Annotated in this window: 22 protein-coding genes; 13 read left to right on the top strand and 9 right to left on the bottom strand. The window is 68.2% G+C overall.

Annotation, left to right across the window (positions count from 1 at the left end):
• The first annotated feature begins 37 nt into the window (after positions 1-37).
• Positions 38-934 (top strand): AurF N-oxygenase family protein, encoded by an 897-nt coding sequence (locus ACYVN4_RS23575; RefSeq protein ID WP_460724162.1) that lies wholly within the window; start codon positions 38-40, stop codon positions 932-934.
• A gap of 29 nt (positions 935-963) precedes the next feature.
• Positions 964-1281: a DUF4873 domain-containing protein gene (locus tag ACYVN4_RS23570; protein WP_460724161.1), complete on the top strand. Its 318-nt coding sequence runs from the start codon at positions 964-966 to the stop codon at positions 1279-1281.
• Between the two features lie 20 nt (positions 1282-1301).
• Here ACYVN4_RS23570 and ACYVN4_RS23565 read toward each other — a convergent pair whose 3' ends face one another.
• Entirely contained in the window at positions 1302-1991 is a 690-nt protein-coding gene (locus ACYVN4_RS23565) for a TetR/AcrR family transcriptional regulator (protein ID WP_460724160.1), read from the bottom strand.
• Positions 1992-2118: 127 nt separating this feature from the next.
• Between ACYVN4_RS23565 and ACYVN4_RS23560 the strand changes: the two genes are divergently transcribed.
• Positions 2119-2571, top strand: coding sequence for a nitroreductase family deazaflavin-dependent oxidoreductase (locus ACYVN4_RS23560; protein WP_460724159.1), 453 nt, complete (start codon positions 2119-2121; stop codon positions 2569-2571).
• Here ACYVN4_RS23560 and ACYVN4_RS23555 read toward each other — a convergent pair.
• Positions 2568-2933 carry an arsenate reductase family protein gene (locus tag ACYVN4_RS23555; RefSeq protein ID WP_460724158.1) on the bottom strand — a complete coding sequence of 122 codons (366 nt, stop codon included), beginning with the start codon at positions 2931-2933 and terminating at the stop codon, positions 2568-2570. The two genes, ACYVN4_RS23560 and ACYVN4_RS23555, sit on opposite strands and share 4 nt — an antisense overlap.
• A 23-nt stretch (positions 2934-2956) precedes the next feature.
• Positions 2957-4462, bottom strand: a complete 1506-nt coding sequence (locus ACYVN4_RS23550) for a hypothetical protein (RefSeq protein ID WP_460724157.1) — start codon at positions 4460-4462, stop codon at positions 2957-2959.
• 354 nt (positions 4463-4816) lie between these two features.
• On the opposite strand from ACYVN4_RS23550, the gene ACYVN4_RS23545 reads away from it, so the two are divergent.
• On the top strand, positions 4817-5032 hold the full coding sequence (locus tag ACYVN4_RS23545; protein ID WP_460724156.1) for a type II toxin-antitoxin system VapB family antitoxin: 216 nt from the start codon (positions 4817-4819) through the stop codon (positions 5030-5032).
• Positions 5029-5472, top strand: a complete 444-nt coding sequence (locus ACYVN4_RS23540) for a PIN domain-containing protein (protein ID WP_460724155.1) — start codon at positions 5029-5031, stop codon at positions 5470-5472. The genes ACYVN4_RS23545 and ACYVN4_RS23540 overlap by 4 nt, the downstream gene beginning before the upstream one ends.
• 9 nt (positions 5473-5481) lie before the next feature.
• Here the strand turns inward: ACYVN4_RS23540 and ACYVN4_RS23535 are convergent, their stop codons facing one another.
• A complete protein-coding gene (locus ACYVN4_RS23535; RefSeq protein ID WP_460724154.1) occupies positions 5482-6261 on the bottom strand; it encodes a helix-turn-helix domain-containing protein in 780 nt (259 codons plus the stop codon).
• Between the two features lie 97 nt (positions 6262-6358).
• Between ACYVN4_RS23535 and ACYVN4_RS23530 the strand changes: the two genes are divergently transcribed.
• From ACYVN4_RS23530 to helR, 3 genes are all read left to right on the top strand, one after another.
• Entirely contained in the window at positions 6359-6766 is a 408-nt protein-coding gene (locus ACYVN4_RS23530) for a carboxymuconolactone decarboxylase family protein (protein ID WP_460724153.1), read from the top strand.
• 10 nt (positions 6767-6776) lie between these two features.
• The gene (locus ACYVN4_RS23525) at positions 6777-7268 is read left to right on the top strand and encodes a nuclear transport factor 2 family protein (protein WP_460724152.1); all 492 of its coding nucleotides are present in this window, start codon (positions 6777-6779) and stop codon (positions 7266-7268) included.
• Positions 7269-7442: 174 nt separating this feature from the next.
• Positions 7443-9635, top strand: coding sequence for an RNA polymerase recycling motor ATPase HelR (gene helR, locus ACYVN4_RS23520; RefSeq protein ID WP_460724151.1), 2193 nt, complete (start codon positions 7443-7445; stop codon positions 9633-9635).
• On the opposite strand, the gene glnA is transcribed toward helR, so the two are convergent.
• On the bottom strand, positions 9620-11056 hold the full coding sequence (glnA, locus tag ACYVN4_RS23515; RefSeq protein ID WP_460724150.1) for a type I glutamate--ammonia ligase: 1437 nt from the start codon (positions 11054-11056) through the stop codon (positions 9620-9622). The two genes, helR and glnA, sit on opposite strands and share 16 nt — an antisense overlap.
• A 330-nt stretch (positions 11057-11386) precedes the next feature.
• Here glnA and ACYVN4_RS23510 point away from each other — a divergent pair, with 330 nt between their 5' ends.
• From ACYVN4_RS23510 to ACYVN4_RS23495, 4 genes are all read left to right on the top strand, one after another.
• Complete coding sequence (locus ACYVN4_RS23510; RefSeq protein WP_460724661.1) at positions 11387-13150, top strand: AMP-dependent synthetase/ligase; 1764 nt, start codon at positions 11387-11389, stop codon at positions 13148-13150.
• 10 nt (positions 13151-13160) lie between these two features.
• Positions 13161-14393: a PucR family transcriptional regulator gene (locus ACYVN4_RS23505; RefSeq protein ID WP_460724149.1), complete on the top strand. Its 1233-nt coding sequence runs from the start codon at positions 13161-13163 to the stop codon at positions 14391-14393.
• A 340-nt stretch (positions 14394-14733) separates the two neighbouring features.
• A complete protein-coding gene (locus ACYVN4_RS23500; RefSeq protein WP_460724148.1) occupies positions 14734-16719 on the top strand; it encodes a CocE/NonD family hydrolase in 1986 nt (661 codons plus the stop codon).
• Positions 16720-16833: 114 nt separating this feature from the next.
• On the top strand, positions 16834-18615 hold the full coding sequence (locus ACYVN4_RS23495; protein ID WP_460724147.1) for an SDR family oxidoreductase: 1782 nt from the start codon (positions 16834-16836) through the stop codon (positions 18613-18615).
• A 6-nt stretch (positions 18616-18621) separates the two neighbouring features.
• Here ACYVN4_RS23495 and ACYVN4_RS23490 read toward each other — a convergent pair whose 3' ends face one another.
• The 3 genes from ACYVN4_RS23490 to ACYVN4_RS23480 are packed head-to-tail and all read right to left on the bottom strand — an operon-like array spanning position 18622 to position 21956.
• Positions 18622-19806 (bottom strand): hypothetical protein, encoded by a 1185-nt coding sequence (locus ACYVN4_RS23490; RefSeq protein ID WP_460724146.1) that lies wholly within the window; start codon positions 19804-19806, stop codon positions 18622-18624.
• Between the two features lie 9 nt (positions 19807-19815).
• Positions 19816-21033, bottom strand: a complete 1218-nt coding sequence (locus ACYVN4_RS23485; RefSeq protein WP_460724660.1) for a PDR/VanB family oxidoreductase — start codon at positions 21031-21033, stop codon at positions 19816-19818.
• 44 nt (positions 21034-21077) lie between these two features.
• Positions 21078-21956 carry a metal-dependent hydrolase gene (locus ACYVN4_RS23480; protein ID WP_460724145.1) on the bottom strand — a complete coding sequence of 293 codons (879 nt, stop codon included), beginning with the start codon at positions 21954-21956 and terminating at the stop codon, positions 21078-21080.
• A 159-nt stretch (positions 21957-22115) separates the two neighbouring features.
• Here ACYVN4_RS23480 and ACYVN4_RS23475 point away from each other — a divergent pair, with 159 nt between their 5' ends.
• Entirely contained in the window at positions 22116-23615 is a 1500-nt protein-coding gene (locus ACYVN4_RS23475) for an ABC1 kinase family protein (RefSeq protein ID WP_460724144.1), read from the top strand.
• Here the strand turns inward: ACYVN4_RS23475 and ACYVN4_RS23470 are convergent.
• Positions 23545-25089: an ArnT family glycosyltransferase gene (locus ACYVN4_RS23470; RefSeq protein WP_460724659.1), complete on the bottom strand. Its 1545-nt coding sequence runs from the start codon at positions 25087-25089 to the stop codon at positions 23545-23547. The two genes, ACYVN4_RS23475 and ACYVN4_RS23470, sit on opposite strands and share 71 nt — an antisense overlap.
• Positions 25090-25278 lie beyond the last annotated feature (189 nt).

The raw sequence follows: 25278 nt of genomic DNA, 5'->3' as shown, positions 1-25278 counted from the left end.
TGTAACAGCTTGTATCAGTAACGAGTCGGGAGCTGTCATGGGCGACAACGCCGTCACCACCCGCGAATCCTTTGCCGCACGCCTGCTAGCCGGGTCAGCGAAGAAGTCCTACGACCCGGTGGTCGACCTGGACTGGAACGCACCGCTGGATCCGGACAAACTCTTCCTGCCACCCGAAGTCGTCTCGCTCTACGGCACGCCGCTGTGGGAGGCGATGACCCCCGCGCAGCGCCGCGACCTGTCGCGCGAGGAACTCGCGAACGTGCTGTCGGTGGGCATCTGGTTCGAGAACCTGCTCAACCGGCTGCTGCTGCGCGAGCTCATGGCCGGTGATCCCACCTCGCGACACTCGCACTACACGCTCACCGAGATGGGCGACGAATGCCGGCACATGATGATGTTCGGCAAACTCATCGACCGCATCGAGGCACGGCCCTACTGGCCCAACCGTTTCGAACGCGCCACCATCGCCTCGCTGCAGCTGTTCCTGCGCGGTTCCATGGTGTGGGTGGGCGCGCTGGTGGGCGAGGAGATCTTCGACGCGCTGCAGCGGCGCACCCTCGACGATCCACAGTTGCAGCCACTCGTGGCGCGCGCCATGCGGATTCACGTCACCGAGGAGGCGCGGCACATCGGCTTCGCGCGAGATGCGTTGGCGCACCGGGTCCCGACCATGTCGAAGGCCGAATTGCGGTACACGCGACTGTGTGTCGCGGTGGCCGCGCCACTGTTCGTGCATCTCATGACCAACTGGCACATGTACGCCCGCGCGGGCGTCGAGGACGGGCGGGCGGCGCGGCGGATGGCGCGGGCCAATCCGCATTCGCGCCGCGCGCTCGGGCTGGGGGCCGCGAATCTCGGTGCGTTCCTGGATCAGCAGGGGCTGATCGGGCCGGTCGGCAAGCGGATCTGGCGGCGCCGGGGACTGCCGTGAGGTGGCGGCGGGACCGTCGCCACTCCCCCGTGGCGGCGGAGCCGCACGCCGCGATCACCGAACCCGAACCGGCACCGGACTATTGCGGGCCGGCACTGCTCGACGCGCCAGGCGCGGAGCTGGCGGTGCAGGTGGCGCTGAGCGGGCATTTGGACCCGACAGACGGCCAATTTCACTGGTATGGAAGGATTTCCGCGGCCGAAGGGGTTGAATTGCCCGATCCGGGGCGCGGGCAGGTCTTTCTCACCGTGCCCGGCAGCGCGCCCTCGCCCGGGGTTCTGCAGGAGCGCGATCCGTGGGGCAATCTGCGTATTGCCGGGGTGGGCACACCACCGTTCCCGCTGTAGCCGGTCGGTATTCGACTCCCCTACTGCGACAGCCCGATGTAGTCGGCCATGGCCGCCACCGAATGCTCGAAGAAGGGACCGGCCGGGTCCATGCTGTTGTCGAGCTGGCCGAACAGTTCGAAGGTCACCATGCCGAACAGCTGGGTGAGCGCGATGAACGACCGCGTCACCGCCGATTCCGGCATTCCCGGAGCGATCATGGCGGCGATGTTCGCGGACTGCGCCGCGAGGTCCGGCTCGAGCTCGTCCCCTGAAATGGTCAGCGTGCCTGCTTCCCAGGCCCGGTAGACGATGGAGAGCATCGCGATCGGGCCGCGCGAGGCCGGGCCGACCGTGGTCTGCGGAGCCTGATAGCCCGGCACCGGCGACCCGTACACCAGCGCGTATTCGTGCGGGTGCGCAATGGCCCAGTCCCGCACGGCATTCGAGGCCGCCCGCAACTGCTCGCGCGGTGTACCTGCGCTCGCGACCGCGGCCTCCACGGTGTCGCCGAGCGAGTTGTACGCATCGATGATCAGCGTGGTCAGCAGGTCGTCGCGGCTCGGGAAGTACCGGTACAGCGCGGAACTCACCATGCCGAGCTCGCGGGCGATGGCCCGCAGCGACAGGGCGGGCGCACCCGATTCGGCGAGCTGGCGCCGGGCGGCATCGGTGATCTCGCGGGTGATCTCGGCGCGGGCCCGTTCTCGGGCAGTCCTGGGGACGCTCATGCGGACAGTCTGCCACGAATCAGAACACTGCCAAATTTCGAGAGCACTGCTCTTGACATGTCGCGGCGGCGGCGCGCACACTGATCCCAACAGAGAGCACCGCTCTCCAAAACCGAAGGAACTTGCCATGGACGCCCAGCACGCCGCCACCCGCTACATCGGCCCGACCGGCCTGGACCCGATCATGAACCGCATCTTCAACGCCCTGCCCAAGCTCGGCATCAACGTCGCCGGCGGTCGTCTGCTGGCCGTCCGCGGCCGCAAATCCGGCGAATGGCGCACCACCCTGGTCAACGTTCTCGACACCGACACCGGCCGCTACCTGGTCGCCCCGCGCGGCCACACCCAGTGGGTCAAGAACCTCCGCGTCTCCGGCACCGGCGAACTCCGCCTGGGCCGCAAGACCGAAACCTTCACCGCCACCGAACTCCCCGACGCCGACAAGATCCCGGTCCTGCGCGCCTACCTCGACCGCTGGGGCTGGGAGGTCGGCCGCTTCTTCGAGGGCATCACCAAGAACGCCACCGACGCCGAATTGGCCGACATCGCACCGGGTTTCCCCGTCTTCGCCCTGTCCTAGTCCCGCAGTTCGTTCAGGGATTCGTCGTCGCGGGCCACGAAAGCGCGGCCGTCGGCGGTGAAGACGATGGGGCGCTGGATGAGGCGGGGGTGGGTGGCGAGGGCTTCGATCCAGCGGTCGCGGTCGGCGGGGGTCTTGCCCCATTGGGAGACGCCCAGGTCCTTGGCCTCGGGTTCGGCGGTGCGGGTGATCTGCCAGGGTTCGAGGCCGAGTTTGGTCAGTGCCGAGCGGATTTCGGCGGCGGAGGGCGGGTTGTCGAGGTAGCGGCGCTCGGTGTATTCGGTGCCGCCCTCGTCCAGCACGGCCTTGGCCGTGCGGCTCTTCGAGCACTTCGGGTTATGCCAGATCTCCGTCGCTGCCATGCGGCCAGCCTAGGCGGCGGCCGTCACACCCAGTCGACGACCCAGCGGTAGGGGCGCATCCAATACAGGCCCGCCTCGGGAATCGGGTGGCCCCAGCGCTGTTCGGCCTGGGTGAGGTGCCACCGGTATTCGGGGCCGGGTTCACCGCTGTGGATCTCGTAGAGGTGGCGGCGCCAGGAGTTGATCATGGCGGGCACGACCTGCGGGTCGTTCTCGTAGGCCCACTCCACGTTTCGGGTCATGAGCGAGTCGACCGCGTGGTTGGCGGCATTCGGGTCGCCGGTGCTCAACGAATGCAGGAAGGCCGCGACCAGGTTGTAGGCGATGGCGTCGTGCACCGAGGTCTGGCCGTTCTCCAGCGACCAGATGCCCAGGTAGGTGGGCCCGTGTTCGTCGACCCAGATGCCGTGCGCCTCGCCCACCCGATTGTCGAAGATGAGGGCGGTGAGCAGGCCGAGGGTGGCCTTGCCCATGATCAGCGGATCGGGTTTGCCGGTGCCGAGGGCGTCGTCGATGAGGGCGCGGTAGGCGGCCGCGGCGATGCCGGGGCGGTTGGCTTCCATGAGCGCGTCGGCGGTTTCGCCGCCCGCGATCTGCTCGGCGGGCGGTTGCGAGGGCCCGGTGACCATATGCGGCGCACCGTCGCCCAGACGCAGGTACTGGGTCTGCATGGCATCCGGCGCGAGCGGCGGATCGGAGGCCGGTCCGCTATTACCCAGCGGGCCACCGATACCGGGCGCGACACCGTTCGGTACGCCATTGCCCAGCGGTGCACCGTTGTTCGGCGGGAGGCCGTTGTTCGGGGGGATGCCACCCAAGGGTTCCGACAGCGGCACCCCGTTGCCGAGCGGATCGGCGAGATCCAGGTTCACCGCGAGCGGTTCGCGCAGGACAGGCGCGGTTTCCAGGTATTCCAGTGCCACCCGGGCGAATTCGTTGTCCTGGCTCTCGAGCCATTCCCGCCCGGCGCGCAGGGTGTCGATGAGATGGGTGCCCACGCCCGATTCGATGGCCGCGCACAGCGCGTAGTACCCGTATCCGCGGTAGTCGTCGTGGCCGACGCCCTCGGTGATCAGCAGTTGCGCGTATCTGCTTGCCAGGTCGTGTCTTTCGATATCGCCGAGCAGGGTGCAGGCGGTCATGGCCGCCATCAGCACCTCGGCGTGCTCGCCGTGCGCGCGCCGCAGTTCGATGCAGCGGTCGGCCATGGTGACGGCACTGTCGGGCAGATCCTGCTGGGTGGCGGCCTCGACGGCCATCGAGTACATGGTGGCCAGCGTGGCGGGCGGGATATCGGCCGGGTAGCGGGCCGGTCCGCGCTCGGCAATGTGCAGAGCCTGCGCGTAATCCCCAGCGGCGAAGGCGGAACGGAAGCGGTAGGACACGATCCAGCCGTAGTCCTTGGGCTCGGGCGCCGCGTCCAGGCCGTCGTCGAACGCCGTCAACCGTGCCAGCGCTTCTTCCGCCAGCCCGGCTTCCAGCATGCCGCTCGCCTCGTTCATCACTTCGACGAACGCATTTCGATCCATGGCTTACTCGCCTTCCCGCATCTGTCAGCCCCGGATCGTATGACCGCACCACCACCCCGCGCGGCCAGTGAGGTAAAGGTCATAGTTTCAACCCACCCCACATGACCACGCAGCGCCTTTACGCGTGGCACGTTGTGTCACAACGGTATTCCCGCACCCCGCCACGAACCCGCCTCCCTGCGGGCAAATCTCGCGACACGGCCGATCCGTTCGCCCCAATCTAACGACAACGCGCCCGTCCGTCCCACATCCGCCCCTCGGAGTGTCGAGTGGCGATTCGCGCGCGAACTCCCACCGACCCCCACAACAGGGATATACTCGAGAGAGAATTTGTATATCTCCAGGGAGGTGGCGATGACGAAGACCCTGATCGATATCCCGGACGACCTCATGGAGCAGGCCCGCAAGGTTACCGGCGGTGCGACCAAGACCGAGACGGTCCGGACCGCTCTGCGTCTGCTGGTTCAGCAACGTCAGCAGCACGACGCCATCGCCTGGTTCGCCGACACCGCGCCCTTCCTAACCGAGTCGGAGCCGACCGAGGAGGCCGAGTCGCCGGAGCCGCGATGACGGCCGGAGGCGGCCTCGCGCTGTACCTTGCCGATCACAGCGCAGTCTCGCGAATTCAAAGCTCCCCGGCCGTGCGCGCGGCCTTCGACCGGCTCAACGCCGCGGTCGGAGTCCTCTGCTCGAATGCCGTAACCCTCGACGAGGCCTGCTACAGCGCTCGGAACCTCGAAGAGCTCGAACGCATCATCACCATCTATACCGGTGTGTTCCGCTTTCTCCCGATGGATCCCGCGATCGACCTGTTGGTCCGCACCATCCGGCGACAGCTCTGGGCTCAGGGCTACGGCCGTTCCGCGCAGGCGACGGATGTTCTGATCGCCGCGACCGCGGTGCACTACGACGCCACGGTTCTGCACTACGACAAGCATTTCGAGCTGATCGCCCAGGTCTTCCCGACACTGCGGCACCAGTGGGTCGTACCGCGCGGGACAGCGGACTGAGGACCGCACCTACAGGGTTGGGAGGGTGGTGCCGGGGTCGGGGGTGAAGGTGACGATGCGCTGGCGGGGGTCGCCGGGGAGTTCGAGGTTTTCGTAGGAGAAGTTCAGGGTGCCGGAGTGGGGGTGGTGGATGAGTTTGGCGCCGTGGGTACGCAGTTGCACGTCGCCCGCGCTCCAGAGGGTGGCGAATTCGGTACTGCCGGTGGCGAGTTCGTCGATGAGGGCGCCGGTGGCCGGATCGCCCGGGTAGATGCCGGCGACGCGGCGCAGTTGGGCGACCGTGGCGGCGGCGACGGCGTCCCACTCGCCGTAGAACTTTCGCGCGGCGGGGTCGGTGAACAGTGCGCGGGCCATGTTTTCGGCGGCCATGGGTCCGAAGACGTAGCTGGCCAACGGGTTTGCGGCCAGCACGTCGAAGAGGTCGGTGATGACGACGGCGGGGGCCTTGTCGATCAGGTCGAGCATGCGCAGCAGTTCGGGGCGCGGGGTGACCGCGCCGGTTTCGGTGGTGCGCGGCGGGTGCGCGAGGGTGTGCAGGTGCGCGGTCTCGATCTCGTTGAGGCGCAGGGCGGTCGCGAGGGCGTCGAGGACGTCGATGGAGGGGTTGGCGGCGCGGCGTTGTTCGAGGCGCTGGTAGTACTCGGCGCTGATGCCCGCCAGGTGGGCGAGTTCGGAGCGGCGCAGGCCGGGGACGCGGCGCAGGCCGGAGGGCGGCAGGCCCGTGTCTTGCGGATCGACCCGGGCGCGTCGAGACTTCAGGAATTCCGCCAGGTTCTCACGTACCGCCATGACGGCAGTCTGGCACAGGGCGGTCCTGGGTGGCCCTGGGAGTACGAGGCACGGCGTGCGCTGGTTACCGACTTCCGCGCCGAGCAAGCTCGGATTCATGAACGAGAGATTCCAGCGGGGAGCCGCCCGGCAGGCCGAACTCGGTGGGGCGGGCGGGGTTCGGGGGCGCGTCTACGACGAGCTGGCCGATATCGCTCCCGATCTGCATCGGTTCGCGGTCGAATTCGCCTACGGCGACATCCATTCCCGGCCGGGGCTGGATGCGGGTCGGCGCGAGCTGGTGATCCTGGGTGTGCTCGTCGCGCTCGGTGACACCCGCCCGCAGCTGGAGGCGCATATCGGGTCGGCGCTGAATGTCGGTGTCGCGCCGGGCGAGATCGTCGAGTCGATCCTGCAAGCCCTCCCCTACGCGGGTTTTCCCCGTGTGCTCTCGGCCATGTCGGTCGCGCGCGGCGTGCTGGCCGCCCGCGATCTGTTGCCCGTCACCGATTCCATTGCACAGTAGGAGAATTGCCATGACCACCGCCGTTTCCGCCACCGCCACCGCCCAGCAGCGCGCCGACATCATCGAGGCCGTCACCCGCCTGTTCTGGTACATCGACATCAGCGACTGGGATACCTTCCCGAGCGTGTTCGCCGACGAGGTCACCCTCGATTACTCGAGCGTGTGGGGCGGCGGTCCCGCGACCGTCGCCCCGGCACAGATCCGCGCCGACTGGGAGAAGCTGATCGGTAGCTTCGATGCCACCCAACACCTGCTCGGCAACCACCTGGTGACCGTGGACGGCGACCGTGCCGAGTTGACCGCGGTGTTCCAGGCGGTGCACATTCTCGCCAACCCGCTCGGCTCTCCGCGCTGGACCTTGGGCGGCACCTACCGCATCGGGGTGGTGCTCGTGGACGGTGTGTGGAAGGTCGCATCCATGGTGATGACGGCACAGTGGGCCGACGGCAACAAGGACATCATGAACATCGCGTCGGGCGGCCAGCGCCCCGAGGCGGCGTGAAAAGAGGGGAAACAAGAATGGGAAGGTTCCTTCCTTCCCATTCAACCTTATAACACAGTGGGGGGCTTGCCACAAGACCCCGGTGATGGCGCACTATTGCTGACCTAAGGCCGCAACCTGCGTAAACGGCGGGGCGCGGCGGCGGGGATCGCTAGTCGGGAAGGTGAGGTGCCGGTGCCGGATCAGGGGTATGAGACCGAACTGCGGTCGGAGCAGGAGTATGTGGCCGGGCTGTACGCGCGGCTGGACGCCGAGCGCGCGCGGGTGCAGGGCCGCTACCGCGAGACGTTGACGGTGCGCGGCAATGCGACTGCGCTGGTGGAGCGCGACGCCGAGGTGCGCTCGCTGTCCAAGGAGATCCAGCGGCTGGGCGTGGCCGACAACGGGCTGTGCTTCGGCCGCCTCGACAGTGTGGACGGGGAACCGTCCTATATCGGCCGGATCGGGATCTTCGACGAGGCCAACGAGTTCGAACCGCTGCTGCTGGATTGGCGAGCGCCCGCCGCGCGGGCGTTCTATGTCGCGACCGCCGCGAGCCCGGAGCAGATGCGGCGACGTCGCCAATTCCTCACACGCGGGCGCGAAGTGGTGGATTTCACCGATGAGGTGTTCGGCCGTCCGGGCGACGGCGAGCGCGGCGACGCGGCCCTGCTCGCGGCGGTCAATGCGCCGCGCGGCGAGGGCATGCGCGACATTGTGGCAACCATTCAGGCCGAGCAGGATCGGATCATCCGCCTGGAACATCCGGGCGTGCTGGTGATCGAGGGTGGCCCGGGCACCGGCAAGACGGTGGTGGCGCTGCACCGGGTCGCGTATCTGCTGTACACGCAGCGCGAGCAGATGGAACGCAACGGCGTGCTGGTGCTGGGCCCGAACCGGGCCTTCCTCAAGCACATCGGGCGGGTGCTGCCGTCGCTGGGCGAGACGAACGTGGTCTTCACCACCACGGGCGAGCTACTGCCCGGTCTGCACGCGACCGCCGAGGACACTCCCGAGGCGGCGCGGCTGAAGGGGTCACTGAAGATCCTGGAGGTGTTGAAGGCCGCGGTCGCGGATCGCCAGCAGGTTCCACGGGAACCGATCACGATCGACTTGACCGATGTCACCGTGCGCATCGACGCCGATATCGCGGGCTGGGCGCGGGAGGAGGCCCGCGAGAGCGGTCGTTCGCACAACGAGGCCCGCGCGGTGTTCCTCGAGGTGCTCACCTGGGCGCTGACCGAGCGTGCGATCGCGCGGATCGGCAAGGGCTGGCTCACCCGCGAGGATCGCGACGCGTGGGAGAACATGCGCACCGATCTGCGCACCGAACTCGCCGAGCACGAGGGGTTCTCGGCGGCGGTCGAGGGGCTCTGGCCGACGCTGGAGCCGCAAGACCTGCTGGCGGAACTGCTTTCGTCCGACGAGCGACTGCGCAACGCCGGTGCCGGGCAAGCTCTCTACCGTGCCGACGGCGCGGCGTGGACGGTGTCGGATGTGCCGCTGCTCGACGAACTGGTCGATCTGTTGGGCCGTGACACCAGCGCCGAGGAGGCCGCCGCCGAACGGGAACGCAAGGCGCAGGCCGCTTATGCCGAGGGCGTCCTGGATCTGCTGGTCAACCGTGCCGACCATATGGACGACGAGGACCACCTCTTCGCCACCGATCTCCTCTACGGCGAGGACTTGGCCGAGCGTTTCCTCGAGCGCGACACCCGTGAGCTCGCCGAACGCGCTGCCGCCGACCGGGATTGGACCTACCGCCACATCGTGGTCGACGAGGCACAGGAGCTGTCGGAGATGGACTGGCGGGTGCTCATGCGCCGCTGTCCGAGCCATTCCTTCACCGTCGTCGGCGATCTCGCGCAGCGCAGCTCCCCGGCGGGCGCGACCTCGTGGGACACCATGCTGGAACCGTATGTCCCGGGCCGCTGGCAGTACCGGTCGTTGACGGTGAACTACCGCACCCCGGCGGAGATCATGGCGGTCGCGGCCGCGGTCCTCGCCGATTTCGCACCCGACGTGGTGCCGCCGGAGTCGGTGCGCGCGTGCGGGGTCCAGCCGTGGGCCCGTCAGCTCCAGGTCGACGAGATGGCCTCGGCCATCGCGGAATTCGAGCGCGACGAGGCCGGCCGCGAGGGCACCAGCATCGTGATCGGCCCGCCCGGCATGCCGGGCACGGTCCCCGCCTGGGAGACCAAGGGCCTCGAATTCGACGCGGTCCTGGTGGTGCAACCCGATGAGATCCTCGCCGAGAGCCCGCGCGGCGCGGCCGAGCTGTATGTCGCGCTCACCCGCGCCACGCAACGCCTGGGCGTCCTGCACTCCCGCCCGCTGCCGGAGTATCTGTCGGGCCTCGAGCCGGTCGAGCTCTACACGTCGAAGTAGAGCTCGAATTCGTAGGGGTGCGGGCGGACGTTGATCTCGGCGATCTCGGATTCGCGCTTGATGCGGATCCAGGTGTCGATCAGGTCCTCGGTGAAAACGCCGCCCTGCGTGAGGTATTCGTGGTCGGCCTCGAGGCGGTTGATGACCTCCTCGAGGCTTCCGGGCGTCTGGGTGACCTCGGAGCTCTCCTCGGGGGTGAGCTCGTAGAGGTCCTTGTCGACGGGCAGCGGGGGTTCCATCTTGTTGGTGATGCCGTCGAGCCCGGCCATCATCATGGCCGCGAAGGACAGGTACGGGTTGCCCGAGGAGTCGGGGCAGCGGAATTCCAGGCGTTTGGCGGCGGCGGAGGTGCCGGTGACCGGAATGCGCACGGCCGCAGAGCGATTGCGCTGGCTGTAGACCAGGTTCACCGGCGCTTCGTAGCCGGGCACCAGGCGCTTGTAGGAGTTCACGGTCGGGTTGGTGAACGCCAGCAGCGACGACGCGTGGTGCAGCAGACCGCCGATGTAATGCCGCGCCAGGTCCGACAGCCCGGCGTACCCGGCCTCGTCGTAGAACAGCGGTGAGCCGTCCTTCCACAGGGATTGGTGCACGTGCATGCCGGATCCGTTGTCGCCGAAGAGCGGTTTCGGCATGAAGGTGACGGTCTTGCCGCCCTCCCAGGCGGTGTTCTTGATGATGTACTTGTAGAGCATCAGATCGTCGGCGGCGGCCAGCAGCGTATTGAACCGGTAGTTGATCTCGGCCTGCCCGGCGGTGCCGACCTCGTGGTGCCCCTTCTCCAGGTCGAAGCCCGCGATCTGCAGGTTGGTGCACATGCGGTCGCGCAGATCGACATCCGCGTCATAGGGCGCGACGGGGAAATAGCCGCCCTTGGGCCGCACCTTGTAGCCGCGGTTGGGGGTGCCGTCGGGATTGAACTTCTCGCCGGTGTTCCAGTCCGCCGACGCCGAATCCACCTCGTAGAAGGCGCGATTCATGCTGGTGTCGTAGCGCACCGAGTCGAAGATGTAGAACTCGGCCTCGGGCCCGAAGTAGGCGGTGTCGGCGATCCCGGTGGAGCGCAGGTATTCCTCGGCCTTGCGGGCCACATTGCGGGGGTCACGGCTGTAGGCGGCGCGGGTGTGCGGGTCGTGCACGAAGCAGCTGATATTGAGGGTCTTGGCGGCGCGGAACGAATCCAGTTGCGCGGTGCGCAGATCCGGCAGTAGCAGCATGTCGGATTCGTGGATGGCCTGGAAGCCGCGCACCGAGGACCCGTCGAAGGCGATGCCGCCCTCGACCAGCTCGGCGTCGAACATCTTCGCCGGGATGGAGAAATGCTGCTGGATGCCGGGGACGTCGCAGAATCGGATGTCGACGTACTCGACTTCCTCGGCATTGATGTAGTCCTGTACTCCGCTGGTGGTAGGGGTGATCACCGCTCGCTCCTCGTGGCCGCGCACGCCCACCCGATCGGACGTCCCGGTCGGGGTCCGGCGGTCCTGTTCGTGCTAACACGATACGTCGCGAGCCCCTATACCGGACTCGAATCAGGTTGCGCAACAAGATCATTGGTAAATTCATGTAAACCTCGATCACCGGGCCAACGGACCCCGCTGCCACGGCTCGGACCACGGGCCCCCACCTTTGTCACTATGCACAAGTACGCGTCGGTAGATCTTCGCCATTGCCAGTGGACCCGCCCATCCTTTGTGCGGTCTGCTGTGTTCGTGAGTTCAACACCGGCTGCGGGAACGGCCCCGCGCACGATGGTCGAGGCGTTCCAGGCCAATGTGGCCCGCTATCCGCAGGAGGTGGCGCTGCGCACGCTCGGTGGCGGAGTCACCGTCACGTGGCGCGAGTACGGGGATCGGGTGCGCACGATCGCGACCGGGCTGGCGGCGCTCGGCGTCGGGCGCGGCGACACGGTCGCGCTGATGATGACCAACCGCCCCGAATTCCACCTGTGCGACACCGCGATTCTGCACACGGGCGCGACCCCGTTCTCGGTGTACAACACCAATCCGGTGGATCTGCTGGCCTATCAGTTCGGCAATGCGGGCAACAAGGTGATCATCTGCGAGCGGCAGTTCGCGCCGCAGGTGCTGGCGGCAGTGGAAAAGGCCGCCACCCAGGGCGTCACGGTCGAGCACGTGATCTGTGTGGACGAGGCACCGGAGGGGTGCGTCTCGCTCACCGACGTCGAAGCGACCGAGAACGCCGGGTTCGATTTCGAATCCGCTTGGCGCGCGGTCGATCCCGCGGATCTGCTGACCATCGTCTACACCTCCGGCACCACCGGCCCGCCCAAGGGCGTGGAGCTCACCCACACCAATTTCCTCGAGAACGCCCGCGTGGTGGACGAATTCGGCACCGGCGGACCCGCCGACAAGGTGGTCTCCTACCTGCCGGACGCGCATGCGGCCAATCGCTGGTTCGCGCACTACTTGTCGTTGCTCACCGGCGCGCAGATCACCACGTCCCCGGATCTCAAGCAGGTGGCCGCCGCGCTCACGGAGGTGCATCCGTCGGTGTTCCTGGGTGTGCCCCGCGTATGGGTGAAGGTCAAAGCGGCACTGGAGGACCGCTTCGCGGCCGAGCCGAGCCCGCTCAAGCGGCGGCTCATCGACTGGGCGATCGCTGTCGGCCGGGCCCGCGCCCGCGCGAACTCCGACGGGCGCAGCCAGAACATCGTCGATACCATCCAGTATCGGCTCGCGGATCGCCTGGTGCTCAACACCATTCGCACCCAGCTCGGCATGGACAACATCCGCATCGCCGTCACCGGGTCCGCCCCGATCCCGAAGGACACCCACGAGTTCTTCCTCGGCCTGGGCCTGCCGCTGTGCGAGGGATACGGCATGACCGAGTGCACCGCGGGCGCGACCGTGGATCGCCCCGAACGCATCAAAATCGGCACGGTGGGCCGCCCGCTGCCCGGCGCGGAGGTCCGCATCGCCGCGGACGGTGAGGTGCTGGTGCGCGGCAAGATGGTGATGCGCGGCTACCGCAACGCCCCCGACAAGACCGCCGAGACCATCGACACCGACGGCTGGCTGCACACCGGCGATATCGGCGAGATCGACGCCGAGGGCTTCCTCAAGATCGTCGACCGCAAGAAGGAACTGATCATCAACGCGGCCGGCAAGAACATGTCGCCGACCAATATCGAGAACACCGTCACCGAGAGCACGCCGCTGGCGGGCACGGTGGTCGCGATCGGTGAGGGCCGCGCCTACAACACCGCCCTCATCTGCCTGGACCCGGATCTGGCCGCCGCCTTCGCCGAGCGTCACCAGCTAACCGACCGGAGCATTGCGGCGCTGGCCCGGGATCCCCGGGTGCTGGAGTCGCTGCAGGAGGGCATCGACACCGCCAATACCAAGCTCTCCCGGGTGGAACAGATCAAGAAGTTCGCGGTGCTGCCGGATGTGTGGACGCCGGGCAGCGATAACCTCACGGCAACCGGAAAACTGAGGCGCAAACCGATAGCTACCAACTACGCCGCTACTATCGAGTCGCTGTACGGGTAGTAGGAGAGTTATGCACGCGCGATTGCGGGACCGAGCGCTCGAAGAGCTGTACCGGCGCGCCGTCGTGGCGCGCGAGCAGATCCCCGGTGCCGTCGGGCCCTACCGCACCCTGCCGGAACCGCTGGTGGCCAGCGGTTTCGAGCGCGGCACCAAGCTGAATGTGGACCTGTTCTTCGACTTCGTGCGCTCGGGGCGGATGCCCGCGGCCGAGGACACCCACGAATTGGTGGAGATCGCGCTGAGCCGGGTGCGGGACGGCGAATCGCTCGAGGATGTGCTGGGCCGCTACAGCCTGGGCGCGGAGTACCTGTGGTCGCGGTTGAAGGAGACCGCGACCGAGCCGGAACGCGAACTGCTCAATGACGCGGCGGTGTCGCTGCTGCAATACGTCACGCTGCTCACCACCCGCATCGCGACCGCGTGCGTGCAGCGGGCGCACGATCCGCGCTGGGAGTTGCTCGAACGCCGGCGGGCCATCGCCGACGCCCTGCTGACCGGTCACGATCCGATCGAGTGGGCCGAGGAACCGGCCATCGCGGTGCCGGACGCGTTCCTGGTGGCCGTGTTTCGGCTGGGCAGCACTCGGGGCAGCGACACCAGCGAACTGCGCCATCGCATCGAGGCGATTCCGGGGGTCTTCCTGCGCCTGGACAGTGGCGGCTGGACCGCGCTGCTGCCGCTGCAACCCGGCGACGACGGCACCGCGACCCTGGCCGCACTCTCGGGCCGGTTGCCCGCGCACGGTCAACTCCCCCGGCCGGCGCTCGGCCAGGCCGCGCCAGCCACCGACGTGCCGCCGCGTTCCGTACCACCCGCGCCCTACTGGGTCGGGGTGGCGACCGCGACTTCGCGGTCCGCAGTCCCGACGGTGTTCGCCGAGGCCCGCATGCTCGCCGAACTCGGCCGCTGCCTGGATCGCCCGCACGCGGTGTGCCGTCGCCCGGACCTGATGTTCGAATACACCGTCGCCGCAGGCGGTCCCGCCCGCACGGGTCTGGCAGCCGTCCTCGCACCCCTGGACACGCAGCCGCTGCTCGCGGAAACCCTGGAAGTCTTCGTGGACACCGGTTTCAACCAACTGGCCACCGCCCGCCTGCTCACCATCCACCGCAACACCGTCACCTACCGCCTGGCCCGAGTCCACGAACTCACCGGCCTGGACCCCCACCGCCCCACCGACGCCATGACCCTCTCCGCCGCCCGCATCGCCCGCCGCCTCGAATCCGCGTCGTTCGCACCGTAATCCGACCCGCCCCGTCATTCCGGCGCGTTCTTGGCCGGAATCCACAGCCACCGGTCATGTACAGCCGGTGTGGATCCCGGCCAAAAGCATGCCGGGATGACGGGGGCTGCTTTGGTCGAGCGCACAGGCCTGTGGGCCGGAGTCGTGGCGATTGCAGGTAGCGGCGCGCCGAGGCTGTGCGGTGTGCTCAGTTCCGACGACGAGGTCCGAGCCGTTCGCCACCGCAGCGGCGCGCGCAGCGACCTCCCGACCCCGCAGAGGTAGATCGTTGAGTAGCACATTCCGGCTCCGTCGCTGCCGTTTGGCACCGTGGGCCGTGGCCGGTTTCTCTGTCTTGGCCATGACTGTTTCGTCCACTACCGCGCAGGGGGCGCCGGTTTTCGGGCCGGTGCCGGATGCGCCTGCGAATTTCGGGTTGCCGTCGGATTATCTGCCGACGCCGGAACAGTACGGGGTGGGATATCAACTGGGACAGGTTGTTCCGCTCTCGGATGGCAATCAGTTGCAGGCCGAGGTGCGGTATCCGACCGATCCGGCGACGGGGCAGCGGGCCGCAGGCGAGTTCCCGGTGATCGTCAACTTCACCACCTACGGCGCGGTGACCAGTGCGCTCACGGCCGCGATCACCGGGGTGATCGACGATCTGCATATCCAGCTGCCGGATCAGCTGAAGGATGCGCGGCGCATCATCAATCAGGCGACGTCCATGCAGGACATGCTGGTTCGGCACGGCTATATCGAGGTGACCGCGGATGTGCGCGGGACCGGCGGGTCGACCGGGGCGTGGAGTCCGGCGTCCAAGCAGGACGGTGTGGATGGTTCCGAGCTGGTGGATTGGGCGGCGAAGCTGCCGGGGTCCAACGGCAAGGTCGGCATGTACGGCTATTCGTTCCCGGGCCTGTCGGCCATGCGAACCGCCGAAACCGTCGGCCCGGGTTCGCCGTTGAAGGCGATCGTGCCGTTCGCGGTGCCCAACAACATCTTCGACGAGGTGCTCAACCACGACGGCATGATGAGCCCGCTGCTGTTGACGGTCATCTCGCTGATGGTCCCGTACCTGAGCCTGATCGGGCCGTTCCTCACCGCGGTCGTCTCGCCGCAGCAGTTCCTGCGCTCGCTCGGCGATCATCTGATGGCGCTGGTCGGCCCGGATACCAGCACGGTGAAGCTGCTCTTCGACGCCTACACCGGTGGGGCCACCGCCTACGACAACACCTGGTGGCAGGACCGGCGTTTCGAGACCGACCTGCACAATCTGGTCGACAACGGCATCGCCATGTACCAGGTCGACGGCTGGTGGGATCTGTATCAGGAGGGCGCGGTGCGCAATTACGCGCAGCTGCAGAACCTCTCGGCGGGGCGGGACCAGTTCGCGCCCATGGCCGCCGATCAGCACGCCGACGGACGCTACCAATTGCTTATGGGCCCTTGGTATCACGTCGGACTGGGTCTGGGCCCGGGCTCACGTATGGACACCGACACGATCACCCTGGCCTGGTTCGACCGGTGGCTCAAGGACATTCACAACGGCGTCGACGAGACCGCCAACCCGTTGCATGTTATCGACGCGAACAACAATGCCGCCGATACCGCCCGCTACCCGTTCGAGCAGGCCGCGGTCCAACAGCGCTACTTCGACGGCGACCGACTCGTCGCCGACCGGCCCACGGCCACCGACGCTGCGGATCGCCTGACCTACACCGGGATCGACAACATCTGCAATCGCGAGACGCTGGGCCAGTACACGGCGGGCCTGCTCGATTTCGTGTTCCGGGTGTTCACCGTCTCCAACCCGTGCACCGAGTGGGTGCAGAGTCCGACGGCGGGGCCGCGCTACACCATGGATCCGGTGACCGAGCCGACCGTGCTGGCCGGACCGTCGAGTGTCACCCTGTATGCCTCCTCCACCGGCACCGATGCCGCGTTCCAGGTGTGGCTCGACGATGTCGCGCCGGACGGGACGGCCGTGAACATCACGGGCGGTTCGCAATTGGCGAGTCAGCGCACCCTCGACCCGGACAAGACGTGGTCGGCCGACGGTGCCGTCTACGCGCCCGAGCACACCGTGCTGAAGGAGAACGAGCAGCTGCTGGCCCCGGGTGACGTGGTCAAGATGGAGATCAAGATCCGGCCCGCGTTCCATCGTCTCGAGCCCGGTCACGCGTTGCGCCTGCGGATCACCTCGGGCACGTTCCCGTCGACGATTCCGAATCCGGCGGATCTGGGCCGGTTGCTGGGGACCTCGCAGCAGATCCAGCGCACTGCGGTGTACCCGTCGGCGTTGGTCGTGCCGCTCGCTCCGGCGGATTCGTTCTCACACAAGTAATTGTCTGAGTCTGTATTTTCTGCTCTTACATAGGTATTTCGCACGCCATTGACTCCTCGTCTCGAACGGTTCAGGCTGGTTTGTGACAACTGTCCGAGACAGAGGAGAGCCGCAATGGCGCTGCGAACCGACGCCGAACCCCGCCACCGCATCGTCCGCAACGGCGAGATCGACCTCGCCGTCTACGAGCAGGGCGTACCCGACGGGCCGACCATCGTGCTGGTGCACGGCTGGCCGGACTCACACCACCTGTGGGACAGCGTGATTCCGCATCTGGTGGAGCGCTTCCACGTGGTGAGCTACGACTCGCGCGGGCACGGCCGCTCGACAGACCCGGACGACTTCCACGCCTTCGCGATCGCCGAGCTGGCGACCGATTTCTTTGCGGTCGCCGACGCGGTGAGCCCGCACGAGCCGGTGCACGTGCTGGCCCACGACTGGGGTTCGGTGACGGTGTGGGACGCGGTGTGCGAGCCCGACGCCGAGCTCCGGATCGCCTCCTTCACGTCGGTTTCGGGGCCCAATCTCGATCACGCGGGGGCCTGGGCGCGGCGGCGGTTCGCCCGCCCGACACCGCGCAATCTGGTCGGCCCGCTGGCCCAATTGGCCTCGGTCGCGTATCAATTCGCGTTCATGGCCCCGATCACCCCGGCGCTGGTGCGGCGCGGGCTGACGCAGCGGGCGTCCCGGCTGGGGCTGCGGCTGGCGCAGGGCACGCCGCCCGAACAAGTCACCCTCGGCGAGACCTTCACCGCGGACGCCGCCAACGGGTTGAAGATCTATCGCGCGAATCTGGTTGTCGGCAAGGTGTTCTCGTCACGCGAGCGGCGCACCAAGGTGCCCGTGCAGCTCATCGTCGCCGACCGTGACCCGGCGGTGCGGCCCGCCGTGTTCGACGACGAGGCCGAGTACACCGAGCAGCTGTGGCGGCGTGATCTCGAGGCCGGTCACTGGGTGCCGTATTCGCATCCGCAGGTGCTGGCACGCGCAGCCGTGCAGCTCATCGACGCGGTTTCCGGGCAGGAGCCGTCGCGGGAGCTGCGGCGTGCGGAGGTCGGCCGCGCGGCGGGTCGTCCGTTCGACGATCATCTCGTGGTGGTGACCGGGGCGGGGTCGGGCATCGGCCGCGAGACCGCGCTGGCCTTCGCGCGCCAGGGCGCGGAGGTGGTGGTCTCCGATATCGACCGCGACGCCGCCCGCGAGACTGCCACGCTGATCGCCGAATCCGGCGGCACCGCATACCCGTTCGTCCTGGACGTCTCCGACGCGGCGGCCGTCGAGGCGCACGCCGACGAGGTGGCGGAGGTCCACGGCGTCCCCGACGTGATCGTGAACAATGCCGGAATCGGCCAGGCCGCACCATTCCTGCGCACGCCCGCCGAGAGCTTCCAGCGCGTGCTCGACATCAACCTGTTCGGTGTGGTCCACGGTTCCCGCGCATTCGGCCGGTTGATGGCCGAACGCGGCCTCGGCGGCCACATCGTCAATGTCTCGAGCATGGCGGCCTACACCCCGCAGCAGGGCTTCAGCGCCTACTCCACCAGCAAGGCGGCGGTTTTCACCTTCTCCGACTGCCTGCGCGCCGAACTGGCCGCCGACGGCATCGGCGTCACCACTGTTTGTCCTGGCATCGTGCACACGAATATCGTTCGCACCACCGAGTTCTCGGGTGTATCCGCGGAGAAGGAGCAGGCCAGGCAGCAGCTGTTCGACACCCTCTACCGACTGCGCCGCTATCCGCCGTCCAAGGTCGCCACGGCCATAGTCCGTGCGGTCCAGCACAATCGGGCCGTCGTGCCGGTCACCCCGGAGGCGTGGGTGGCCTACTACGGTTCGCGGTTGACTCCGCCGAGTCTGATGCGCTTCGGCATCGCGCGGGCGAGCCTGGCCCGCTGACCGGGCTCAGCGGGCACGTTTCGGCGGGTCGAACTCGGTGTGTGAGACCTCGTGCAGTTCACCGTCGATCCAGTCGTAGGTCGTCTCGGATTGGATGTAGGCGTGCACGACCTTGGGGCGGCCACGCCACTGGGATCGGTCGAGATCGGGTGCGGCAGGGGCCTGCTGCAGGCCGAAGTGGGTGTCGGTGACCTGCCGTGGCTGCTCCGTCGCGCTGGCGCTGTAGTGCAGGTCGCGTAGTGATTTCACGTCCGCTCCCCCGATGGCGTCCATGACCGATGCGGCGACTTCGACGCCACTGGGGTAGCCCGGTGCGAGACGGTGCGATTGGGTCCGGCCGTGGATGGTCGTCTCCACCGCGCACCCGTCGAACGAGAACTGGCCGCGGGCAAGGAAACCGGGCTCACCCCAGATGCCGATGCTCCAAGCGATGTCGGAGGTGTACCGATGCAGGAGGGGCACATCGGCTGCGAGCGAGCCGAATACGGCGCCGAGCGTCCGGTAGAGCTGCCCCGGGTCGTCGGCGTTGCGGCCCGGGGAGAACGCGCGGCCCGCCAGCGCCGGACCGGAGTACTGCCTGTCGGGCACCGCACGCCACAGTATCTCCGGCTCGAGTTCGGGCTCCGGCCGGGGCTCGTTCTGCCGATGGCGTTCGGAGGGTTGGGTGGGTTCCCGCGTCAGCTGAAGCCGACACTCCGAACCCTGCAGGCGCGCCAATTCGATGGTGTCGTCCTCGAATCGCCAGAGCGCGAAGGCATTCGGCCCGCCCACCAGATGCGGGTCACCGAGCCGCTCGACACACAGTTGTAGCGCCCGCCGATAGGCCGGGTCGGCAACCTCGGGCGGCACGATCTGCACCAGCCGCAGCTCACTGAACTCGCCGTAGCCGTACGGCTGTCGAACGTCATCGGTCTTGAACGCGATCAGACCCGCGCCGCCGGGGTGGACGTGCATCAGATTGCCGTCGGCCGTCTCCTCCGGCTCACCACGGAAAGCCTTGAAGATGCCGTCGATATCGCGCCGGGACCAGCTCTCGGGCCCGGAACGCCGACCGCGTTTCAGCACGCCGCGCAGCGCGGACCGCGAGCCCGCCGCCCCCGGATTCGATCCGACGACGGTGAGTAGATGCTCGAGGAACCCCGCGCCCTCGCCGTTCCGCCTTGCCCCTGGCATGTCCCCGCGCGCACTCACTACGCCAGACTAACGACCTCGCCGAACCCTCCCGGCCGCGACGTCCCCGCCGACGCCGCGGCCGGTTCCCCGTTCCCCCGGCCGCGCGAGCCCCCAGCGCCCGCGCGGCAAGTCTTGTTGTGCCGTAACCGAATCCAGGTCGAGCACCAACGGATGCCCCGGTTCGGCCCGGGAAACGCACAGCAGCATGTCGCCCTGGGCGCGCTGGGCGTCATTGAGGACGGTGTCGCGGTGCTCGACCGTGCCCGACAACACCCGCACCTTGCAGGTCGTGCAGAACCCCTGCCGACACGAGTAGGACACCGACGGCCGCGCCTGCACCACCACCGACAGCGCAGTCCGATCGGCGAGGACGTCGAGAATGGGCCCGCCCCGGCCCAATTGGACGCGGAAGGCCCGGCCGTCGTGAATCGGCGGCGGCGAGAAGCGCTCCCAGTGCAGTTCCACACCCGGCGCGTCCGCCACCCGCGCACCCACCACCTCCAGCATGGCGGGCGGACCGCACACATAGACGGCCAGCCCGGGATCCAGCGTCGGCACCAGATCCCTGCCCGGGGGCAGGCCGTCGACATCGTCGGTGCGCACCCGGACCCGGTGGCCGTAGCGGGTCAACTCGTCGAGGAACGGCAGCGAATCCCGATGCCGCCCCGTGTACATCAGCGACCAGTCCATCCCCGCGCGGTCGGCGGCGCGCAGCATGCCCAGGATCGGCGTGATCCCGATGCCGCCCGCGACGAACCGCACCCGGCGGCCCGCACCCGGCCCGGTCAGGGTCAGCGGGAACGCGTTGCGCGGTCCCCGGATCTCGACGCGGTCGCCGATCCGCAACCGGTCGTGCAGTTCCACCGACCCGCCGCCGTCCGGGATGCGCCGCACCGCGATTCGATAGTGGAACGGGTCGTCGGGGTCCCCGCATAGCGAGTACTGCCGCAAGAGCCCCGATGGCAGCACCACATCCAGGTGCGCGCCGGGCCGCCACGGTCGCAGTACCGCGCCGCGCGGATGGGCGAACACGAAACTCACCACGTCCGCGTCGGCGGCGACCACCTCGCGATCCACCAGCACCAGTTGCGCGGTCCGCGCGACGGGTGGCCGGATAGTCCGGCCCTGCGGCGACATCCACGCCAGCACCCGCGCGCCCGGCGCGATCAGCTTGTCCGCCACCCGCAGCAGCGGATCATGCCGCAGCGGCGCCCAGAACGCGGGTGGCACACCCCGCCTGCGCATTTCGGCGATACGACCCTCGATGGTCTGCAGTTCCGGGGCACGGCTCATGAGGCGTGCGCCCGCTTCGCCGCCGGGGACTTCGCCAGATAACTGACCGCCTGCGCGGTGTCGCCGGTGTCCGCCGGGTCGTAGTCGGCGCGCACGAACGACGCGAAGCCACGTCCGATCAGCCGCCAGGGCGGCAACGTACCCCGGCGGATCGCCCCGTTGATCTCCCGGAAAACCTTGACCGGCCCCATGTTCGGCAGGGTCGGGTCCTGGCGGATCAGCCACCAGGCCACCCCGATCAGCCCGACCGGCAGTCCGACACTGCTGCCCAGATAGAAGGTGACCAGTCGCGGGCGTCGGGCCCCGAAGTAGCGGGCCACAGTCCAGGCCACGCTGCGGTGCTCGACTTCCTCCGCGCCGTGCCAGCGGAACAGGTCGGTCAGCGCCGGGTCCGCGTCCAGGGCCTCGAAGTCCTGATTCAGCAGCCAGTCCCCGGCGACCGCGGTGAAGTGCTCGATCCCGGCGATACCGGCCAGCATCTGCACGACGACCCGGTGGCGCAGGTGTTCGGGCAGCGTGTCGAGCCGGGTGATGGCCCGGTCGAAGAGGTATTCGGCCTCGGTCAGGATCGGTTCGGGGTCGATGCCGTGGCGCTGCAGGAATTCCCAGGTGGCCCGATTGTGGGATTCCGCGTGCTGGGCTTCCTGGCCCATGAAGCCGATCATCTGCTCGCGCAGGTCCGCATCCTCCACGTACGGCAGTGCGCGCCGGAACATTTCGACGAAGCCGCGTTCGCCCAGTGGCAGGATCAGGTTGAGACCGGAGATGGCATGCGAGGCCACGGGTTCGCCCGGGATCCAGTGCAGTGGCGAGCGGGAGAAGTCGAAGTGCACCGCGCGGGGGCGCAGCACTACCGCACCCACATGCTCGTTCATGGCTGTCGCTCCTTTGCGTCACCAACAGTCTGAGACAGTTGTAGCGCATTGTCCATGCTCGCCACGGGCCGGAATAGCAAATCAGCGGACAAATTCGACCTACCCACGAAGATCGGGCCCGTGACACACTGAGACACCCGAGAGTTTCGGAGGTTCTCCATGCTCGAACCGCGCCAGGGTGGATTCCGGCGACCGCGCCGCCGCACGGCCGAAGCGGACGATCCGCTGCCGACCCGCACGGTCGTCCGCAATGCCAAGATCACCACCCTGCCGGTGGCGTACGCGGCCCGCCGCGTGGGCGGCGTGGGGCGTCGCGCGATGGGCACCCCGGCGCGCGAGGTCGAACTCGACATCCAGGCGCGCACCGCCCAGCACATGTTCGAGGTACTCGGCGAACTCAAGGGCTGCGCGGCCAAATTCGGGCAGCTGCTCGCCCTCTACGAGCTGGCGCTGCCCCCGGAACTCGGCGAACCGTACCGGGAAGCACTCACACAACTGCAGGACACGGTCCCTGCCATGCTGCCGCACGCGGTCGAGGCGGCCATGGCGGCATCACTGGGCGCGAAGTGGCGAGATCGCTTCGCCCAGTTCGATCTTCGTGCGGCAGCGGCCGCATCGGTGGGACAGGTACACCGGGCGTTGTGGCCGGACGGACGGGCAGTCGCGGTCAAGCTCATGTATCCCGGCGCACGGGCGGCGGTCGCCTCGGATCTCGCGCAGATTCGCCGACTCGCGCCGCTGGCAACGGTTTTCGTCCCGGACGCCGATGTCCAGTCGCTGGCCGAGGCCTTCGCGGACTGCATCAGCGAGGAACTCGACTACGTGAAAGAGGCTGCGAATCAGCGGATTTTCGCCGCCGCCTTCGCCGACGACCCGGATTTCGTGGTCCCCGAAGTCCTGGATCAATGCGAGGACGTGCTGATCAGCGAATGGCTGGACGGCATTCCGCTGCACCGGGTCATCGCCGCCGGTGATCCGGCCGAGCGCGATCGGGTCGGTCTGCTGGTGGCCCGCTTCATCATCTCCGGCTGTGCCCGCACCGGCCTGCTGTACACCGATCCGCATCCCGGCAATTTCCGGATCCTGCCCGACGGCCGCCTGGGCGTGGTCGATTTCGGCGCGTGCACCCCGTTCCTGTCCCACCTGCCCGCCCTCGCGGGCGACATCGGCGATGCCGCGCTCAACGGCACCGACGCGGATCTGGCGGCGACGTTGCGCCGCCACGGATTCGTGCGCCCCGACCGCGACATCGACATCACCGCCCTGGCCGAGATGGCCGCCCCGATCCGGGATCTGTTCACCCACCACGAGGTGCACCTGACGACGGAATGGTTGCGCAGCCAGGTGCTGCGCATCACCGAACCGAGGCTGTCGAATGTGACCCGCCACCTGATCAGCCCGCCCGAGTACACCCCTGTCGGCCGGACCATCCTGGCCGTCGCCGGAGTGCTGTGCCAGCTCGGCGTCCGCGGTCCGCTGCGCGCCGAATTGACCGCGCTCCTACCGGAACTCGCCGCCGCGATCGAACGCTTCCACCTCGGCGAGGGCCTCGCCCGCCCGCAGCCGTCGACGGTCGTGCCGCTGCGGCCTACAGGTGCATCCAGGTCGGCCAGACCTGCGACCACGGCTTCTTGGGGCCCGAGCACTTCCAGATGGTGACGTCCTGGGTGTTGCCCTTGAACCCCAGCCGGGTGTCGACCTTGCCAACGGGTTCGACATGGGTGAATTGGCTGCGCAGCACCGCTTCGTAGCCGCCGACGGCCAGCACCACCGAGGCGTCGTCGGGTGGCGTGCCGAAGTAACCGAAGCCCCGGCTGGGGCTGTAGAGCGGGGGAAGTTGTTTGCGGCCGAGTTCATCGAGAGCGCTGGCCTGCCAATAGGTGTCGGTGATGATGACAGCGTGATCCCGTTCGGCCGGGGGCAGTGCGTCATAAACGCGCAACACCTCGTCGGTGAGCTCGTGCCAGCCGAAGGATCCGTACACGCCGATGCGAACGGCCGCCTCGGCGTCGTCGCGGGGCGGGGTGACCTGATCGGCGGGCCGCCAGGGGGTGGAGTAAAGCGTGAAAGCCGTTGCTCCCAGGGCCAATACGGCAACAAATGCGGTCAGCACCCGCCCCCACGGCGGCCGGATCCGTTCGGCCGTGCCGACCACCCCGACCGCGCCCGCGGCGATGACGACGCCGTACATGCCTGCGGCGTAGTAGATCCGGCCGCCGGTGACCAGGAACGCCGCGAACAACAGCAGCAGGGTGACGCCGATGAATCGGTAGGGCCGCAACGTATCCCAGCGCAGCAGCACCCACAGTCCCCACAGCAGCAGCAACGCACCGAGGTATCCGGCCAGGCTCACCGACATCGGCACGAACAGCAGCCGCCCGCCCAGGATCCCCTGCTCGGCCCCGATCACGCCGCCCATCTTCAATTGCGGCCAGGAATGGTGGGCCTGCCACAGCAGTTCGGGCACCGTCGCGACCACCACGATCGCCCCGCCCACCCACAGCAGCGGCCGCCGCACCAGTTCGAGTGGGCCGCACAGCAGAGCGCTCACCCCGAGCGCGAGCCAGAAGAACGGGATCAGCCATTTCACCTGCATATCGACGGCGGTGATCAGAGCCGCGATCAGTAGCAGCCAGTCGGAGCGGGTGCGCACCCAGCGCACCACCAGCCAAGTGATGATCACCCACAGCGCGGTGTCGACCGCGTTGGTGGTGAGCATGGTGCCCTGCAACAACAGGAACGGTGAGCTCGCGTATCCGAGCGCGGCCAGCAACTGTGCTCGGCGACCGCCCTCGAATTCGCGGGCCAGCATGGCGCACAGCACGATCGCGGTGACCGTCAACGCCACCGACGGCAGCCGCAGCACCAGGAACGACCCGGGCGCGAGGGTGTCCATCAGCCGCGACAGCAGCGGCAGGACCGGTCCCTGGTCGGCGTAGCCGAAGGCAGGGCGCCGCCCGGCCGCCAGGAAGTACAGCTCGTCGCCGAAATACCCGTAGCGCGAGGCCGACAACACCAGCACCAGGGCCGCAGGTCCGGCCACCGCCGCGACCGTCCACCAGGCCATGGGCGGGCGTTCGTCGGCCTTGGCATGCCGTCCCGAACCGCTGGGCCGGGCCGGGCGATCCACCACATCGGTCAACGCGCACTCCTCGACGGCGGGGTCACGCTCGGACTGCTCGATATCTCTCGGACTGCTTGAAATCTACCGCGCCCGGCCGGTGAAACGGGTACTCCGCGCAGGTCGCCGCGTCGCGCGGGCCGGCGGCCTATACTCGATTCCGGTGTTACTGCCGCGCAACGCGTTTGAGCGAAGGAGGCC

The organism is Nocardia heshunensis (assembly GCF_054782115.1).
Note: the sequence above shows the minus strand (reverse complement) of the source record. Positions and strands in the feature narration are given on the sequence as shown.

Excerpts from the sequence above, each read along its gene's own strand:
- ACYVN4_RS23575 (WP_460724162.1), top strand. The coding sequence starts at position 38 with ATGGGCGACAACGCCGTCACCACCCGCGAATCCTTTGCCGCACGCCTG.
- ACYVN4_RS23565 (WP_460724160.1), bottom strand. The coding sequence starts at position 1,991 with ATGAGCGTCCCCAGGACTGCCCGAGAACGGGCCCGCGCCGAGATCACC.
- ACYVN4_RS23560 (WP_460724159.1), top strand. The coding sequence starts at position 2,119 with ATGGACGCCCAGCACGCCGCCACCCGCTACATCGGCCCGACCGGCCTG.
- ACYVN4_RS23555 (WP_460724158.1), bottom strand. The coding sequence starts at position 2,933 with ATGGCAGCGACGGAGATCTGGCATAACCCGAAGTGCTCGAAGAGCCGC.
- ACYVN4_RS23550 (WP_460724157.1), bottom strand. The coding sequence starts at position 4,462 with ATGGATCGAAATGCGTTCGTCGAAGTGATGAACGAGGCGAGCGGCATG.
- ACYVN4_RS23545 (WP_460724156.1), top strand. The coding sequence starts at position 4,817 with ATGACGAAGACCCTGATCGATATCCCGGACGACCTCATGGAGCAGGCC.
- ACYVN4_RS23540 (WP_460724155.1), top strand. The coding sequence starts at position 5,029 with ATGACGGCCGGAGGCGGCCTCGCGCTGTACCTTGCCGATCACAGCGCA.
- ACYVN4_RS23535 (WP_460724154.1), bottom strand. The coding sequence starts at position 6,261 with ATGGCGGTACGTGAGAACCTGGCGGAATTCCTGAAGTCTCGACGCGCC.
- ACYVN4_RS23530 (WP_460724153.1), top strand. The coding sequence starts at position 6,359 with ATGAACGAGAGATTCCAGCGGGGAGCCGCCCGGCAGGCCGAACTCGGT.
- ACYVN4_RS23525 (WP_460724152.1), top strand. The coding sequence starts at position 6,777 with ATGACCACCGCCGTTTCCGCCACCGCCACCGCCCAGCAGCGCGCCGAC.
- ACYVN4_RS23510 (WP_460724661.1), top strand. The coding sequence starts at position 11,387 with ATGGTCGAGGCGTTCCAGGCCAATGTGGCCCGCTATCCGCAGGAGGTG.
- ACYVN4_RS23505 (WP_460724149.1), top strand. The coding sequence starts at position 13,161 with ATGCACGCGCGATTGCGGGACCGAGCGCTCGAAGAGCTGTACCGGCGC.
- ACYVN4_RS23500 (WP_460724148.1), top strand. The coding sequence starts at position 14,734 with ATGACTGTTTCGTCCACTACCGCGCAGGGGGCGCCGGTTTTCGGGCCG.
- ACYVN4_RS23495 (WP_460724147.1), top strand. The coding sequence starts at position 16,834 with ATGGCGCTGCGAACCGACGCCGAACCCCGCCACCGCATCGTCCGCAAC.
- ACYVN4_RS23485 (WP_460724660.1), bottom strand. The coding sequence starts at position 21,033 with ATGCGCAGGCGGGGTGTGCCACCCGCGTTCTGGGCGCCGCTGCGGCAT.
- ACYVN4_RS23480 (WP_460724145.1), bottom strand. The coding sequence starts at position 21,956 with ATGAACGAGCATGTGGGTGCGGTAGTGCTGCGCCCCCGCGCGGTGCAC.
- ACYVN4_RS23475 (WP_460724144.1), top strand. The coding sequence starts at position 22,116 with ATGCTCGAACCGCGCCAGGGTGGATTCCGGCGACCGCGCCGCCGCACG.